The organism is Amycolatopsis sp. NPDC028719, from assembly GCF_055565395.1.
Window position 1 is genome coordinate 498,697 of record NZ_JBVHUL010000006.1, and the last position, 14,867, is coordinate 513,563.

At 73.1% G+C, this 14,867-nt stretch carries 15 protein-coding genes and 2 tRNA genes; 13 read left to right on the forward strand and 4 right to left on the reverse strand.

Features of this window, described 5'->3' with window-relative positions; all coding sequences use genetic code 11:
• Nucleotide 1: 1 nt before the first annotated feature.
• Genes ACZ4TR_RS30285 through ACZ4TR_RS30295 form a run of 3 tightly spaced genes read left to right on the forward strand, consistent with a single transcriptional unit; the run spans nt 2 to nt 4,016 of the window.
• Nucleotides 2–319: a hypothetical protein gene (locus ACZ4TR_RS30285; RefSeq protein ID WP_465290587.1), complete on the forward strand. Its 318-nt coding sequence runs from the start codon at nt 2–4 to the stop codon at nt 317–319.
• A complete protein-coding gene (locus tag ACZ4TR_RS30290) occupies nt 319–3,615 on the forward strand; it encodes a WXG100 family type VII secretion target (RefSeq protein ID WP_465290589.1) in 3,297 nt (1,098 codons plus the stop codon). The genes ACZ4TR_RS30285 and ACZ4TR_RS30290 overlap by 1 nt, the downstream gene beginning before the upstream one ends.
• An 8-nt stretch (nt 3,616–3,623) precedes the next feature.
• A complete protein-coding gene (locus ACZ4TR_RS30295; protein WP_465290591.1) occupies nt 3,624–4,016 on the forward strand; it encodes a hypothetical protein in 393 nt (130 codons plus the stop codon).
• 17 nt (nt 4,017–4,033) lie between these two features.
• Here ACZ4TR_RS30295 and ACZ4TR_RS30300 read toward each other — a convergent pair whose 3' ends face one another.
• Complete coding sequence (locus ACZ4TR_RS30300) at nt 4,034–4,849, reverse strand: class I SAM-dependent methyltransferase (protein ID WP_465290593.1); 816 nt, start codon at nt 4,847–4,849, stop codon at nt 4,034–4,036.
• A gap of 26 nt (nt 4,850–4,875) precedes the next feature.
• Here ACZ4TR_RS30300 and ACZ4TR_RS30305 point away from each other — a divergent pair, with 26 nt between their 5' ends.
• The 6 genes from ACZ4TR_RS30305 (at nt 4,876) to ligD (ending at nt 9,289) form a co-directional block, all read left to right on the forward strand.
• Nucleotides 4,876–6,450 (forward strand): glycoside hydrolase family 13 protein, encoded by a 1,575-nt coding sequence (locus ACZ4TR_RS30305; RefSeq protein WP_465290595.1) that lies wholly within the window; start codon nt 4,876–4,878, stop codon nt 6,448–6,450.
• Between the two features lie 127 nt (nt 6,451–6,577).
• Complete coding sequence (locus ACZ4TR_RS30310; RefSeq protein WP_465290597.1) at nt 6,578–6,766, forward strand: hypothetical protein; 189 nt, start codon at nt 6,578–6,580, stop codon at nt 6,764–6,766.
• The gene (locus ACZ4TR_RS30315) at nt 6,766–6,942 is read left to right on the forward strand and encodes a hypothetical protein (protein WP_364526666.1); all 177 of its coding nucleotides are present in this window, start codon (nt 6,766–6,768) and stop codon (nt 6,940–6,942) included. The genes ACZ4TR_RS30310 and ACZ4TR_RS30315 overlap by 1 nt, the downstream gene beginning before the upstream one ends.
• A gap of 56 nt (nt 6,943–6,998) precedes the next feature.
• On the forward strand, nt 6,999–7,553 hold the full coding sequence (locus ACZ4TR_RS30320; protein WP_465290599.1) for a hemerythrin domain-containing protein: 555 nt from the start codon (nt 6,999–7,001) through the stop codon (nt 7,551–7,553).
• A 5-nt stretch (nt 7,554–7,558) separates the two neighbouring features.
• Nucleotides 7,559–7,693 carry a hypothetical protein gene (locus ACZ4TR_RS30325; RefSeq protein WP_364526662.1) on the forward strand — a complete coding sequence of 45 codons (135 nt, stop codon included), beginning with the start codon at nt 7,559–7,561 and terminating at the stop codon, nt 7,691–7,693.
• Nucleotides 7,694–7,711: 18 nt separating this feature from the next.
• Entirely contained in the window at nt 7,712–9,289 is a 1,578-nt protein-coding gene (gene ligD, locus ACZ4TR_RS30330; RefSeq protein WP_465290601.1) for a non-homologous end-joining DNA ligase, read from the forward strand.
• 117 nt (nt 9,290–9,406) lie between these two features.
• Here ligD and ACZ4TR_RS30335 read toward each other — a convergent pair whose 3' ends face one another.
• On the reverse strand, nt 9,407–10,345 hold the full coding sequence (locus ACZ4TR_RS30335) for a PfkB family carbohydrate kinase (RefSeq protein WP_465290603.1): 939 nt from the start codon (nt 10,343–10,345) through the stop codon (nt 9,407–9,409).
• Nucleotides 10,346–10,603: 258 nt separating this feature from the next.
• Here ACZ4TR_RS30335 and ACZ4TR_RS30340 point away from each other — a divergent pair, with 258 nt between their 5' ends.
• Nucleotides 10,604–10,999 (forward strand): anti-sigma factor antagonist, encoded by a 396-nt coding sequence (locus ACZ4TR_RS30340; RefSeq protein WP_465290605.1) that lies wholly within the window; start codon nt 10,604–10,606, stop codon nt 10,997–10,999.
• A gap of 8 nt (nt 11,000–11,007) precedes the next feature.
• Here ACZ4TR_RS30340 and ACZ4TR_RS30345 read toward each other — a convergent pair whose 3' ends face one another.
• Both ACZ4TR_RS30345 and ACZ4TR_RS30350 read right to left on the reverse strand, forming a co-directional pair.
• Nucleotides 11,008–12,417 carry a PP2C family protein-serine/threonine phosphatase gene (locus tag ACZ4TR_RS30345; RefSeq protein WP_465290607.1) on the reverse strand — a complete coding sequence of 470 codons (1,410 nt, stop codon included), beginning with the start codon at nt 12,415–12,417 and terminating at the stop codon, nt 11,008–11,010.
• A gap of 7 nt (nt 12,418–12,424) precedes the next feature.
• Entirely contained in the window at nt 12,425–13,156 is a 732-nt protein-coding gene (locus ACZ4TR_RS30350; protein ID WP_364526652.1) for a GAF and ANTAR domain-containing protein, read from the reverse strand.
• 106 nt (nt 13,157–13,262) lie between these two features.
• On the opposite strand from ACZ4TR_RS30350, the gene ACZ4TR_RS30355 reads away from it, so the two are divergent.
• From ACZ4TR_RS30355 to ACZ4TR_RS30365, 3 genes are all read left to right on the forward strand, one after another.
• Nucleotides 13,263–14,006, forward strand: a complete 744-nt coding sequence (locus tag ACZ4TR_RS30355; RefSeq protein WP_465290609.1) for an ANTAR domain-containing protein — start codon at nt 13,263–13,265, stop codon at nt 14,004–14,006.
• Nucleotides 14,007–14,290: 284 nt separating this feature from the next.
• Nucleotides 14,291–14,363: transfer RNA gene (locus ACZ4TR_RS30360), tRNA-Leu, on the forward strand.
• Nucleotides 14,364–14,467: 104 nt separating this feature from the next.
• A tRNA-Cys gene (locus tag ACZ4TR_RS30365) sits at nt 14,468–14,541 on the forward strand.
• The last annotated feature ends 326 nt before the right edge of the window (nt 14,542–14,867 follow it).

Below are 14,867 nucleotides of genomic sequence, written 5' to 3' on the forward strand. Positions count from 1 at the left end.
AATGAGCGGCGGGGGGTACACCGCGACGACGGAAGCGTTGTCGACGGCGTCCAAGACCATCGGGGACCTGGCGGAGCACCTGCTGGACGACAACCCGGACCTGGAGAGCCCGCAGGTGACCGCGGAGGGCTTCGGCCGGGCGCACAACGCCCACGCGGCGAAGTACACCGCCGGCGCGCAGGCACTGTGGGCGGCGGTCTCGGGCTACAGCACCACGCTGGGCTCCTTCGGCACCAACCTCGGCACCGCCGGCACGAGCTACGGAACCAACGAAGACAACCAGTCCGGCGCGATCACGAACGCCGGGGGCTCGCTCTGATGGCCGACAAGAAGAAATGGTCCGACGTCAAGGCGATCCTCGACGACCCGAGCGTCCCCGCTGCTCAGAAGAGCGCGCTGATCAGCAGCTGGCTGCGGGAGAACCCGCCCCCGCCGCCGTTCCTGGCCGACCAGGAACCCGACGAAATCAAGCAGAAGCGGCAGGAAGCCGAGAAGTACGCCGGCGCCTACAACGCCAACCCGCTCTTCGCCGGGCAGTCGGTCGACGAGGCCTACGACAAGGCCAAGTCGAGCGGCGACCAGAACTCCTACAACGAAGACCAGGAAAAGAAGGCCGTCGACGACGGCAAGACCAAGCTGAACGACACGAAGCCGCCCGCGGCCGGCGAGAACGGCGGTGACGCCACCGGCACGAAGACGTCCGACGAGATCTTCGACGCCGCCGCGCCCGCGCTGAAGCTGTTCGAGACCTTCGGGTCGCTGCTGGCCAAGGTCCCGGCCGACTGCCGCGGCAACACCCGCGCGCTCGACCTCGACAAGGACATCCGCGCGCCGTTCGACGAGCAGCGCGGGATCAGCTTCGCGAACTTCGTCCAGGACGCCGCGCACTTCAAGACCGGCTCCGAGACCGTCGACCGCACGCTGGAGGACACCGGTTCCCAGCTCGGGACCCTGTACCAGACGTGGAGCGGCGCCGGTGCGGACGCCGCGTCCGACACCTACAACGACAAGATCCAGCCGAAGGCCGCGAAGCTGTCCCAGACGCTCGGCGACGTGAGCGAAGCGACGCTGACCACCGCGACCACGGTGTTCCAGCTGTGCAAGGGCAAGGCCGACGCCGTCATCGGCATGTACACCGACCTGGTCGGCAAGGCCGACTACACGATGGCGCAGAAGGTCATCGCGGTCGCCAGCGGCGAGCACGGCAACGAGCAGGACCTCGCCCAGATCGCGGGCTGGATGGACCTCAACTTCGGCACCAACCTGGTCAAGACCCTCAACGACCAGGGCTGCTGCGACGGCGACGAGATCAAGAAGCACGGCCAGGACCTGGCCAAGCAGTGGATCCAGAACCAGTTCAACCCCGACATGTGGGACCGGCTCTACAAGGGCTTCGAGAAGACCTGCAAGGACACCAAGGAGCTCGTCGACCAGGCCTACGACGCGCTCGACAAGGTCATGGGCAAGGTCAAGAACGAGTTCGAGGGCGTGAGCATGCCGGGCGGATCCGGCACCGCCGGCGGCTCGGGCGGTGGGCCCGGCGGCTCGGGTGGTTCGGGTGGTTCGGGCGCTGGTGGTTCCGGTTCGGGTTCGGGTTCCGGCTCGGGTGGTTCGGGCAGCGGCTCGGGGAGCGGTGGTTCGGGCTCCGGCTCAGGGTCGGGCTCCGGCTCCGGCTCGGGTTCGGGTGGGTCGGGGGCCGGCGGGAGCGGTGGCCCGGTGCCGTCGATTCCCGACGGAAGCTCCGGTTCCGGGGTGCCCGGCGGTGGGGCGGGATCCGGGGGCTCGGGTACCGACTTGCCCAGTGGCGCGGACGGCGGCTCCGGCAGTGGTTCGGGGAGCGGTTCGGGCAGTGGTCCCGGGGGCGGCGGCGGTCCGGTGCCCTCGATCCCCGACGTCTCCGGCGGTGGGTCCGGCTCGGGCAGCGGTTCCGGCTCGGGTTCGGGGGCCGGCGGTGGGGGCTCGATGCCGTCGATCCCCGACCTGTCCACGCCCTCTGGTGAGGGCGGGGCTTCCGGGCTGGGCTCCGGAGGCGGTTCCGGCTCAGGTTCGGGCTCCGGCCTCGGCTCGGGTGGCGGTTCGGGTTCGGGTTCCGGCTCTGATGACACCTCGCCGTCGTCGGTGCCGTCGCCGTCCGACACCGGCCAGGCGGAGGCGGCCGCGGCCGCCGAAGCGGCCAAGAAGAAGGCCGCGGACGCGTTGAGCCAGTTCAGCGGCCCGGGCATCCAGACCGAGTCCGGCAGCGGCGCCGGTTTGGGCTCCGGGGGCAGCGGCCTGGGCGGCGGCGAAGGCCTCGATGGCGGCTCCGGCTCTGGGGCGGGGTCCGGTCTGGGCGGCGGCTCCGGTTCGGGCGGCGGTTCGGGTTCCGGTTCCGGTGGCTCCGGCGACGACGGCAAAGCCGCCGCCGAGCAGGCCGCGGAAGAAGCGAAGCAGAAGGCAGCCGACGCGCTGAAGGAGTTCAGCGGCGAAGGCATCAAGACGGACTCCGGCGACGGCGCGGGCCTCGGCGACACGGGCTCCGGCGAGCCCGGCGCCGACAAGGACGGCGACGGCAAGCCGGACAACCCGCTGGGTGTCGACAAGGACGGCGACGGCAAGCCCGACAGTCTGCTCGGCGAGGACAAGGACGGCGACGGCAAGCCTGACAGTCTGCTCGGCGAGGACAAGGACGGCGACGGCAAGCCCGACAGTCTGCTCGGCGGCGACGAAGACGGTGACGGCAAGCCGGACGGCGACGACACCCCCGACACCCTGAAGGTCAAGCAGGGCGACAAGACCTTCGAGATGACCGAACCCGACCACGACGGGAAGATGGACATCAAGGTCGGCGACGGGTCCGACGACGCCAAGGACTTCAAGCTCGACTGGTCCAAGGGCGCCGACGGTCCACAAGGGACCGGCGACGGCACGTACTGCCCCGGCCCCGACGGCAAGATCCACATCGAGGACGGCGACCTCAAGATCACCGCCGAGCGGCCCGACGGCCCGGACGGCCCGACCGTCGTCACCGTCGACGACGGCAGCGGCACGCCGACGACCTACACCCTCGGCGAGGACGACAAGACCTCCGACGTCCTCGGCGACACCCCCGGCAAGAAGCTCGACGACGACCTGCCGAACCACCGCGGCACCCTCGAAGACCTCGCGTCGCACGGCAGTGACGGCCCCGCGGCGCATGACGGCGGCAGCGGTGGCGGCAGTGGTGGCGGAGACGGCCACGGCGGCGCCGGTTCCCCGGGCGCCGGCATCGGCGGCGGTTCGCACGGTGGAGCCGGCATTTCGGCGGCCGGTCTCGACCCGGGCGGCGCAGGACACGGGCTCGGCGAGACGCCGATGTCGAACGGCGTCCACAGCGGCGCCGGCGCGGCCCACGCCCAGCCCGCGGCCGCGTTCGCCCCGGCCGGCGCGTCCGCCGGGCCCGGCGGCGGCCAGCCGATGTCCGGCATGCCCATGGGCGCGATGGGCGGCGGTGCCCAAGGCGGCGGAGGGGACACCGAACGCCGGTCGCCGGCCTACCGGATCGAGGGCGCCGTCTTCGACAACCTGGGTGAGCCCGGCCGCCGGATCATCGGCTCCCTCAACGACGACGAAGACCCGCCGTCCGCCCGGACCTGGTAGGAGGACGCATGAGCGAGATCGACGCGATGAAGGCCGAGCTCGACGGTCTCGTCCGCGAACAGTCCGAGCGGCGCGTCCTGCGCGAGCAGCGGGGCGAAGAGATCAAGGCCCAGTCCCACGAGTACATGACCAAGCAGGTACAGGCGGCCGAACGGTACGTGCAGCACGTGCGCGAAGTGGCGCAGCGCAAGACGAAGTCGGGCTGGAGCACCGACCGGGGCACCACGGAACCGCCCTCGGCCTTCGCCACGGACGCGTTCGGCGACGAGCCCGGGGCGGCGTCGCCGTTCGCGCCGGGGCCGGACTCGCGGCCGTCCGCCCGTGACGAAAGCCCCCGGCGCGCCCGCCGGGCCCGCGCGGCGGAGGCCGACGACGACGGCTACGACAACAACCCCTGGTAAACCGTCCACAGTGGACGTCAGGGCCACCAGAGGTCGACGGCGATCTCGCCCAGCCGCTCGGTGAACGTGCCGGCCGGGCTCGCCCGGTGCAGCGCCGCGCGCAGCTCGGCCTCGAACTCCGCACGGCGGTCGCCGAACAGGTGCGGCGCCGCGCTGGACAGGGAGAAGACGCCGGCGACGACGTCGTCGGTGGTGCGGGTGACGTCCCGGCCCGGGACCTGGAACCGCCGCGGCCCGCGGAACCCGGCGGCGCGGTAGATCTCCGGCTCGCCGGCGGCCGTGCCGTCCGGCAGCCTGCCCTGCCCGGCCCGCCGCACCGGCCCGAGGTAGGACCGCACCAGCTCCGCGATCTCCGCGTGCGGCACCGAGCTTTCGACGCCCTGGTGCGTCGTCGCGTGCACGTGGGCGCAGGCGCCGCCGGGCGCCAGCATGCCGCGCACCGCGGCGGCGACCCGCGCCCGGTCGAGCCAGTGGAACGACTGCGCGAAGGTGACGAGCCGGAACCGGCCGAGCCCGGCGGGCAGCTCCTCCGCGCGCCGGTGCACCCAGCGGCAGTTCCGGACGCCCGCCTCGGTCGCCAGCCGGTCCGCTTCGTCGAGCATGTCCGCGTCGGCGTCCAGCCCGACCGCTTCTTCGAACGAGCCGGCCAGCAGCAGCGTGAGCGAGCCGGGCCCGCAGCCGACGTCGAGCAGGCGTCCGGACCCGGCCGGCTCCAGCTCCAGTTCGGCCGCGAACGCCTCGGCGAGCTCCGGGGGATAGCCGGCGCGGCCCCGCGCGTAGTACCCGGCACTGCCCGAATAGAGGGACGGATCCCACTTCCACGCGTCGCTCACGGCTCCAGCGTAGATACTCGGGTGTCATGGACTCCGCGAACTGGTGGCGCGACGCCGTGGTCTACGAGGTTTACGTACGCAGCTTCGCCGACGCGGACGGGGACGGCACCGGCGATCTCGCGGGCCTGCGCTCGCGCCTGGGTCACCTGGCCGAGCTCGGCGTCGACGCGGTGTGGACCACGCCGTGGTACCGCTCGCCGATGGTCGACGGCGGGTACGACGTCGAGGACCACCGGACCCCCGACCCGCTGTTCGGCACCGACTCCGACGTGCTCGACCTGGTCGCCGAGGCGCACCGGGCCGGGCTGCGGCTGCTCATCGACGTCGTGCCGAACCACACCTCCGACCGGCACCCGTGGTTCCGCGCCGCGCTCGCCGGCGGACCCGAACGCGCGCGGTACCACTTCCGGCCGGGCCGCGGCGCCGGCGGCGAGCTGCCGCCCACCGACTGGCGCAGCGTGTTCGGCGGCCCGGCGTGGACGCGGGTGGCCGACGGCGAGTGGTACCTGCACCTGTTCGCCCCCGAGCAGCCCGACCTCAACTGGGACAACGCGGAGGTCCGCGCCGAGTTCGAGGACCTGCTGCGGTTCTGGTTCGCCCGCGGCGTCGACGGCGTGCGCATCGACGTCGCCCACGGCCTGCTCAAGGACCCGGCGCTCCCCGATCTCGGTGCCGAGGACGAAGAGATCACGCAGCCGCCCGACCGCGGGTCCCACCCGCACTGGGACCTCGACGGCGTGCACGAGATCTACCGCTCGTGGCGCAAGATCGCGGGGGAGTTCGGCCCGGACCGGGTGTTCGTCGCGGAGGCGTGGGTCGACCGGCCGGACCGTCTGGCGCGGTACGTGCGCCCGGACGAGCTGCACACGGCGTTCAACTTCGAGTTCCTGCGCTGCGCGTGGGACGCCGATGCGCTGCGCGAGGTGATCGACCGGACGCTCGAAGCGCTGGAGGCGGTCGGCGCGCCCGCAACGTGGGTGCTGTCCAACCACGACGTCGTCCGGCACGTGACGCGGTTCGCGCCCGGCGGCGACCTGGCGCTGGGCCGGCGCCGGGCCCGGGCGGCGCTGCTGCTGATGCTCGCGCTGCCCGGCGGGGCGTACCTCTACCAGGGTGAGGAGCTGGGCCTGGAAGAGGTCGAGGACCTGCCCGAGGCCGTGCTCGCCGACCCGACGTGGGAGCGGTCCGGCCACACCCGCCGGGGCCGCGACGGCTGCCGGGTGCCGCTGCCGTGGTCGGGCGCGGCACCGCCGTTCGGGTTCTCGCCCGGCGGGACGGGCACGTGGCTGCCCCAGCCGCCCCACTGGCGCACGGCGACGGCCGAGGCCCAAGCGGCCGACCCGGGTTCGATGCTGAGCCTGTACCGGGAGGCCCTCGCCACCCGCCGGGCGCACCCGGCACTGGGCGACGGGACGCTGACGTGGTCGCCGGCGTCTCCCGGGGTGCTGTCCTTCGTGCGGGAGCCGGGGTTCGCCTGTGTGGTCAACCTGTCGGCGGAGCCGTGCGAGCTGCCGCAGGACGGGCGGGTGCTGCTGGCGAGCGTGCCGCTCGAGGGCCGCCGGCTGCCGGCGGACGCGGCGGTGTGGCTCGCCCGGGACTGAAGGCAACAGGGCTCGCCGGGAGTTGAACCGAGATCACCCGGCCGGGTTGGGTGAAGCGGTGTGAAACCGGGAGCGACGGGGTATCCGGTCGCGTTCGTTGCCGCCTGTCCGAGCCGGAGGTCGTCCGATGCCCGTCCGCACCCCGCGCCCGCCCGCCACCGACGTCGTGGCCATGGCGCTGAAAGTACTGGTGGCCCAAGGCATGACGGGCGCGGCCGCGCAGGCCGCCCTGATCTCGATGGCGCAGGAGCGCGGCCTCGCGGTGCGGAACTGCGCGGCGCTGATCGTGGCCGCCGTGGACGGGAGGCGGGGCTGATGGCCGTGGCCGGGGGATTCTCGAAGGCCGGGGACGCCGACACCGGCGGGGGCGTGCTGCTCGCCGTCGGGCTGGTCGTCGCGTTCTTCACCTGGTGGTCGTGGTGGACGGTCGCGGGCATCGCGCTGACCGCTGCCGGCGTGCTGTGGCTCACGATGGCGAACCGGCAGGAGTAACCGGCCGGCGACGGGGAAAGCCTTCCTCCTTACCACCCACGAGGAGGAGGCTTTCCGTGCCGGAGAAGGAAGAAGACGTCATCGAGCTGCTGCAGCGGCAGCACCGGGAGATTCGCGAGCTGTTCGCCGCGCTGGAGACCGCGGAAGGCGACCGGCGACCGGAGCTGTTCCACGACCTCGTGCGGCTGCTGGCGGTGCACGAGACGGCGGAGGAGCTGGTCGTGCACCCGGAGATCCGGGACCTCGAGCCCGCGGCCGAACCCGTCGTCGACGCGCGGCTGGGCGAGGAGCACCGGGCCAAGGAGCTCCTGACGACCCTGCAGAAGATGGGCCCCGAGGCCGACGGGTTCGACACGCTGCTCGTCCAGCTGCGCGAAGACGTGCTCGCCCACGCCGAGCACGAAGAGCGGGAGGAGTTCCCGCTGCTGCGCGCCCACCGGCCGCCGGAGCGGCTGCGGGCGATGGCGGCGACCGCCAAGCTGGCCGAAGCGGTCGGGCCGACCCGGCCGCACGCCGGCGTCGAGAGCGCGAAGGCGAATCTGCTGCTGGGCCCGCCGGCGGCGATCATGGACCGCGCGCGGGACCTCATCCGCGGCGCGCTCGGCGGGTGATCGCGGTGACGGAACCGGACGGCGACGACACGGACCCGGAGGAGTTCGCCGAGGCGGCCGGGCTCGACCCGACCCCGCAGGAGGTGGACGAGTACCGGAAGCTGGCGGAGCGGAATCCGCCGTGGTCGTCGCCGGAGTGAACGGGGTACCCCGTCGTCATGGCTGACGTGCCGGGCCGCAAACTGCGGCGTTATCAGGAGATGCGCGACTTCCGGCGGACCGCCGAGCCGGCCGGCGGGGAGCCGGGCGCGCCGGGCGGGCACCGGTTCGTGGTGCAGCGGCACCGCGCCCGCCGACTGCACTACGACTTCCGGCTCGAGCTCGACGGCGTCCTGGTCAGCTGGGCGGTGCCGAAGGGGCCGACGCTCGACCCCAAGGCCCGCCGGCTGGCCGTGCACGTCGAAGATCACCCGATCGAGTACGCCGGCTTCGAAGGCGTGATCCCGCACGGGGAGTACGGCGGTGGAGACGTCATCGTCTGGGACCGCGGGGTGTGGCGGCCGGTCGACGCCGATCCGGCCCGCGCGATCGAGGACGGCACGCTGCACTTCGACCTCGAGGGCGAGAAGCTGGCCGGGCGGTTCGTCCTCGTGCGCACGAACCGCGGGGAGAAGGACCAGTGGTTCCTCCTGCACAAGGACGACGACCACGCCGAGCCCGGCTGGGACGCCGAGGACCACCCGCGCTCGGTGAAGAGCGGCCGCACGAACGACGAGGTCGCGGCCGCGCCCGGTGCGCTGTGGCACGGCGACCGGCCCGCCGCGGAGGCCGAGGAGGCGGTCGGTTTCGCCGCGGCGACCGAGGACGAGCTGGCGGCCCTCGATGCCCTGGGCGCCAAGGGCAAGTGGACGGTCGCGGGGCGGGAGCTGGCCCTGACCAACCTCGACAAGGTTCTCTTCCCGGCGGCGGGCACCGGCGAGCCGGTGACGAAGCGCGACCTGATCCGCTACTACGTCACCGTCGGCCCGGTCATGCTGCCGTACCTCGCGGGCCGGCCCCTCAACACGAACCGCTTTCCGCAAGGTGTCACCGAACCGGGCTTCTGGCAGAAGGAAGTGCCGAAGCACGCGCCCGGCTGGCTGACGACGTGGCGCAACGAGCGCGCCGAGGCGGGGGAGAGCCAGCGGTACGTCGTGGCCGACAGCGTCGCCACGCTGGCGTGGCTGGCGAACTACGGCGCGCTCGAACTGCACGCCTGGACTTCGTGTGCCGCGGATGTCGACCATCCGACCTGGGTGCTGTTCGACATCGACCCGGGTCCGGAGACGTCGTTCGCGGAAGTCCTGGAACTGGCGCGGCTGCACCGCACGGCGCTCGAGCACCTCGGCCTGACCGGGCGGCCGAAGGTGACCGGCCAGCGCGGGATCCAGGTGTGGGTCCCGATCGCGCCGCACTGCACGTTCGAGCAGACCCGGACGTGGGCGGAGACGGTGTCGAAGACCATCGGGCGGGTCCTGCCGGACCTGGTCAGCTGGGCGTGGGCGAAGGACAAGCGCCGCGGCCGCGCCCGGCTCGACTACACGCAGAACGTGCTCAACAAGACGCTGGTCGCGCCCTACAGCGTGCGCCCGCGACCCGGGGCGCCGGTGTCGGTGCCGCTGGAGTGGGAGGAACTCGACGACGACGCCCTCACTCCGGACCGGTGGACGATCCGGGACGTCCCCGCCCGGCTGGCCGAGCGCGGCGATCCGTTCGCGAAGCTGCTCGGGGTGGAGCAGAAGCTACCGGGCCTGTAGCGGGCCGGTTCGCGACGCAGTGAATGACTCATTCCTTGCGCCGGACGCCAGGAATGAGTCATTCACTGCAAGCGGAGGCGGCCGGATGCCGGGCGTTAGTCGCCCACGGCGGCCCGCTCAGGCGTGGACGGTCTCGAGGTGCCGGGGCTGCAGCCGGTCCAGGACCGGGCCGGACAGGTGGGGCCGTCCGCCCGCGTGCTCGGTCGTCGCCGCGGCCGCCGCGACCGCCAGGCACGCCGCCGTCTCCAGCGGGCGGCGGCGGGTCAGCGCCGCGGTCAGCGTCGCGACCAGCGCGTCCCCGGCCCCGGTCGGATCGACCACTTCGGTCTCGACGTGCGGCACGAACAACGACTCCGCGGGCCCGGCGAACAGGTTCCCCTGTCCGGCCACCTCGAGCACGACCACCGACGGTCCGCGACGCTGGAGGTCCGCCGCGGCGCGCGCCGCGGAGGCGACGTCGTCCACCGGCTGTCCGGTGAGCAGTTCGGCTTCGTGGCCGTCGGCGCGGACGACGTCGGCGAGGGCGAGCAGGTCCGTCGTGAGGGCGTCGTCTCCGGGCGCGCCGTCCAGCACGACCCGCGTGCCCGCCGTGTGCGCGAGCCGGGCCGCCAGCAGCGCCGCCGGGGCCGGCTGCTGCAGCTGGACGATGAGGGATCCGGCGGCCGAGATCGGGGCGGACGCGGCGAACACGTCGGTCTCGGTCACCAGCGTCGCGTCCGGGACGTGCTCGAGGTAGCGGCGGCGGCCGTGCTTGTCGACCACGTCGATGAGCAGCGCCGTCTCCGTGTCCGGCCGGCGGACCACGTGCGAGGTGCCGATCCGGTCGGCGCGGGCACGGGCGCGCAGCGCGTCGCCGACGGCGTCCTGCCCGACGACGCCGACCAGCGACACCGCCACCCCGAGCTGGCTCAGCGCCACGGCCTGGTTGGCGCCCTTCCCGCCGAGCATCTCCTTGCGGTGCTTCACCGGCGCCGACGAGTCTGCGCCGGGCGCATCCGGGACCTCGACGACCAGGTCACGGGCGATCTGCCCGACCACCACGACTTCGCTGAACATCACCGGTACCGCCGGTCCATGGCGCCTCCTCGGTTGGTGAAGATCGGTTACCCCGGTGTGGCTCGGGAGCAAACCGCCCGTTCGGGTCGCGGGCGAGCACGATCGGCGGGTCTTCACCAGTGCCCGGCCGTCCGGCCCGAGCCGGCGTCCACCGGGAAAGAGGGCGTTTCCGTTCCGGCGGTTTGGGTATCAAGATCCCGACCTTGATCACCCCTCTGCGTCGCCGGCCCACGCCGGCGCGGAAGGCCTGCCGAATCCGTGTCCCCCACGTTCCCGGTCCCCACGCGGTCCGCGCCGCTCACGGCGCGCCGGACCCAGTACCGCCCCGGTCTGCTGGTGCTGACCTTCGCCGGCGAGATCGACACTCTGACCCTGCCGGTCCTGCGGCGTGAGCTGGCTGCGTCGCCCCCGGGGACGACGGTGGTCGACCTGTCGCAGGTGGCGTTCCTCGGGCTGGCCGGCGCCCGCGCCCTGGCGGCGGCCGCGGAGCTCGCGGGCAAAGAGGGCGGGCGGCTGGTCGTCGTGGCGAACAGCCGGACTCTGGCGCGGCTGTTCCGGATCACGGGCCTCGCCGCGGTGGTCCCGATGTTCGCTTCGCTGTCGGACGCGCTGCGGGAGCTGTTGTCCGCGGGGATGCAGAACGCCGCCTGCTGAGCGAGCGCTCAGCGCGGTACCCAGCGGGCGACCAGGACGCCGGCGTCCGAGCGCGGCTCGCCCGCGCCGTGATCGGCGACGGCACGGGTCAGCAGGCGCGCGGCCTCCGGCGGCAGCCGCTCCTCCGCGAGGTACCCGGCCACCCGCTCCCGGCCGAACGGCGTCCCGGCCCGGTCGGTGGTCCCGGTCAGGCCGTGCGAGTACAGCGCGAGCACGTCACCGGGCCGCAGCCGCACCTCCACGGCCCGCGGCAGCTCACCCGCGGTGGCCTCGGCCGGGCCGGCCTCCGGCTCCGCCAGCGTCCGGCCGTCGCGGACGATCAGCGGTGCGGGGTGGTGGCCGGCGGTCAGCCAGCGCAGCGTGCCGGTCCGCAGGTCCAGCTCCGCGAGCACCCCGGTGACGACCGGTTCCGCCCCCGCGAGCTCCCGGCCGACGGCGGTGTACTGCTCCCCGAGCGAAGCCCCGTCGCGCCGGTTGGCGCGGTAGGCGGCGAGAGCGTTCACCACCGCGTAACCGGCCCCGTCCGTGCGGGTGCCCGCGTCGAACATCGCCAGCCGCGCCCGCCGTTCCGAGAGCGCGTAGTCGAACACCACCCCGCGCAGGTCGTACGCCGGCTGGACGCTCGCGCCGACGATGACGCAGTCGGTCGCGCCGGTCAGCGGCGGCAGGCTCTGCCACAGCAGCTCGGCGGGGGTCGCGCGGTGCTGCCGCCGGCGCCGCACGTCGAGGCCGTCGCCGTACTGGGTCGTGATCGTCACGAGGTGGCCGAGCAGGGTCGCCAGCCAGTGGCACTGTTCCCGCAGCATCGGGTCGTCCAGGTCGGCGTCGTCGGTGGGCACGATCTCCAGCACCCCGAGCCGTTCGACGCCGTCGAGCAGCACCGTCCACAGCGTGGGGGCGGGCCCGTCCCGCGTCACGACGGTCTCCGCGCGGCGGAAGACGTCCCCGGCGACGCTCGTCTCGATGTCCAGCTCCGCGGCGGCCTCCGCGCGCAGCGGCACCAGCGTCCGCTGGTCGTAGTCGGCGAGGTACATGCCGATCCGCAGGTCGAGCGCGCGGCCGGCTTCGGCGACGACCGCGGGCAGCCGTTCGGGCGGCGCGCGGTGAGCGCCCTCCAGCAGGTCCACGAGCGCCTTCAGCGGGCCGTGCAACGGCTTCCCGTCGCGGAACGAATGACTGTAGGGCGCGCGCGACGGCCCGGCCAGCTCGTCGAGCCGCTCGTTGACGGCGTGGGCCAGCATGTCGCGGTCGACCCGGGGCAGCGTGGTGAGCCCGTGGAGGTAGGCGTCCAGCTCCAGGAGGCTCTGGCCGCCGCCGAGCGCGAAGTAGCGCATCCACAGCTGTTCCGGCGTCAACCGGCTCCGCTCGTAGCAGGCGGCAAGCAGCCGCTGCTGTTCGTCCTCGGGCAGGTAGCGCATCGGCGGCTCACTCTCCCCGGGGCGCGGGGGAGAGCAGGTCGGCGGCGGCCTCGGCGGGACTGCGGGCGCCGGCGCGCGCCAGCCCCAGCAGCCGGTCGAACGCGGCGTCCTCGTCGAGGCCGTCGCGGCCCATCAGGAACCCTTTCGCCATGGTGACCGCGTCGCGCTCGCGGAGCGTGTCCTTGAACCGCTCGCTGAAGCGGCTCGCCCGCTCGTACGCGCGGGCGTTGGCGACGAGGACGGCGGCGCGGCCCGCGAACGTCCCGAGCGTCGCTTCGTCGGCGAGGCTGAACGCGCCGGCGGCGGTCGCGTAGATCTTGATGGCGCCCAGGCAGCCGTCTTCGGTGACGAGCGGCGTGCTCAGCACCGACCGCAGACCCGCGTCACCGGCCGCGGCGCACCAGCGCGGCCAGCGCCGTTCGGTGGCGACGTCGTCGATCCGCTTCGGCGCGCCGGCCGCGATCGCCGCCAGGCAGGGGCCCTCGCCGAGCTGGTACTGCTGGGCGTCCGCGTCGCGCACCCGGGGGTCGGACGCGCTGGTCGTGGCGGGGTGGCCCTCGTCGTCGACGAGCGTCACCCCGGCGCCCACCGCGGTGGTGATCGTCATCCCCGCGAGGGTGACGATCAGCTCGAGCACCGAATCGACGCTCTCGCGCGAGAGCAGCAGTCCCGACATCCGCGCGGCGACCCTCGCCAGCTCGCCGTCCAGCGGCAGCTCAGCCGCCTCTTCCGTCGCCATGGCGACGGATTACCAAGCCAGGGCCGTCGTCAAACGTGCGTGCCGGGACATGGGCGGGCGCGGAGTGGGTACCCGACCTTTTCGGCGTCCAGCGGGAGGAGCGGACATGGAAAGGCCGGAACCCACCACCACGACGGCCGCACCGGTGCTCGACGACGTCACCGGGGCCCTCGAAGCGCTGACCGCGGTGCTGCGGCAGGAGGACGACCTCCCGATCCTGCTGCGGCACGTGTGCCGGCAGGTGTGCCACGCCGTCCCGGGCGTGGACGAAGCGTCGATCACGCTGGTCAGCGGCGGCGTGCCGCACACGGCGTCCTCGACGGCCGCCGTCGTCGGCGAGCTGGACGGCGACCAGTACCGCCTCGGCGACGGCCCGTGCCTCGAGGCGGTCCGCAGCGGCAAGATCGTCCGCACGTCGGTGACGGGCGCGGCCGAGCGCTGGCCGCCGTTCGCGACCGGAGCCCGGGAAGCGGGCTTCGAGAGCTTCCTCGCCGCGCCGCTGGTGGCCGACGAGCAGTACTCGGGGGCGATCAACTGCTACGGCCGCCAGGACGGCGGCTTCGAGGCGATCGAAGCCCAGGTGCTCGAGCTGTACACGGCCGCGGTGGAAGCGGTGTTCCGCGTGTACCACCGGTACGTCGAGGCCCGCGAGACGGCCGAGCACCTGCGGACGGCGCTGACCTCGCGCGCGGTCATCGACCAGGCGAAGGGCATGCTGATGGCGATCCGCCGGATCAGCGCCGACGACGCGTTCGCTCTCTTGGTCGAGCAGTCGCAGCGCGAGAACGAGAAACTGCGCGAAGTCGCGGAGCGATTCGTGGAGCGGGTGGTTTCCAGCGGTGTGATGTGAATGTGGCCGGATAACTGATTGACGGTGCTGCGGGGCGGGTGCATGATGAATGCACATCACCTCGGAACTTCAGTGGGAGAAAGTCATGGCGAGCACGTGGGTGCGGGCGACGCGGCGGCGGGAAACCGTCGTGTGTCTGTCGTGCGCGTGGCTCGCCTGCCTGCCGGGTGGTGCCGGCTCTCCGCCGTGACGGGCAACCGTCAGGTCAGGAGCCGCCCCTCGGGAAACCGGACCGGGCGGTTTTTTGTTGTCGTTTTATCGGCGCGCCGGTGCTCATTGTTTTCGCCCCTGTAGCCCAACGGAAGAGGCAACGCGCTCAGAACGCGTCCAGTCCAGGTTCGAATCCTGGTGGGGGTACGAGAAATGCGGAGGATGGGTTCGGGAGACGCGCCGGAGCGCAGGCGGATCCTTGCACGATCACCGGGGAGGGTTCGACACTCTCGTCTTCCACGAAGTTCTTCGGCCTGCTTCACGACGGTCGTGCGCCGGCCTGCAAAGCCGGACGGTCCGGGTTCGACTCCCGGGTGGGCCTCCAGCAGTTCGGATCGGGCGCCATCGGGGTGGCGGCTGCGTCGTCGAGCGGGGCGATCGCCGCGAGTGAGGTCTTCTTCTGGTGATCGAGCTCGTGGTAGCTCTCGCGCCGTCCTTGCGTGAGCGGGTCGTCAGGATCTCCCTGGCGTGCCTGAACGCCCACGGTCGTGGCCGACCGCCGGATGCCGACGACCGCACGGCGGCGCGAAGTGCCGCTGCCGGGATCTTGATCCCGAAACCCGCCGGACCTCGGTCGGGAGCCGCTCAACGCGGCCTGCTCGCCGACCTGGACAACGGCCATTACTTCCCCGCCGGCTGACGGCAGCGACC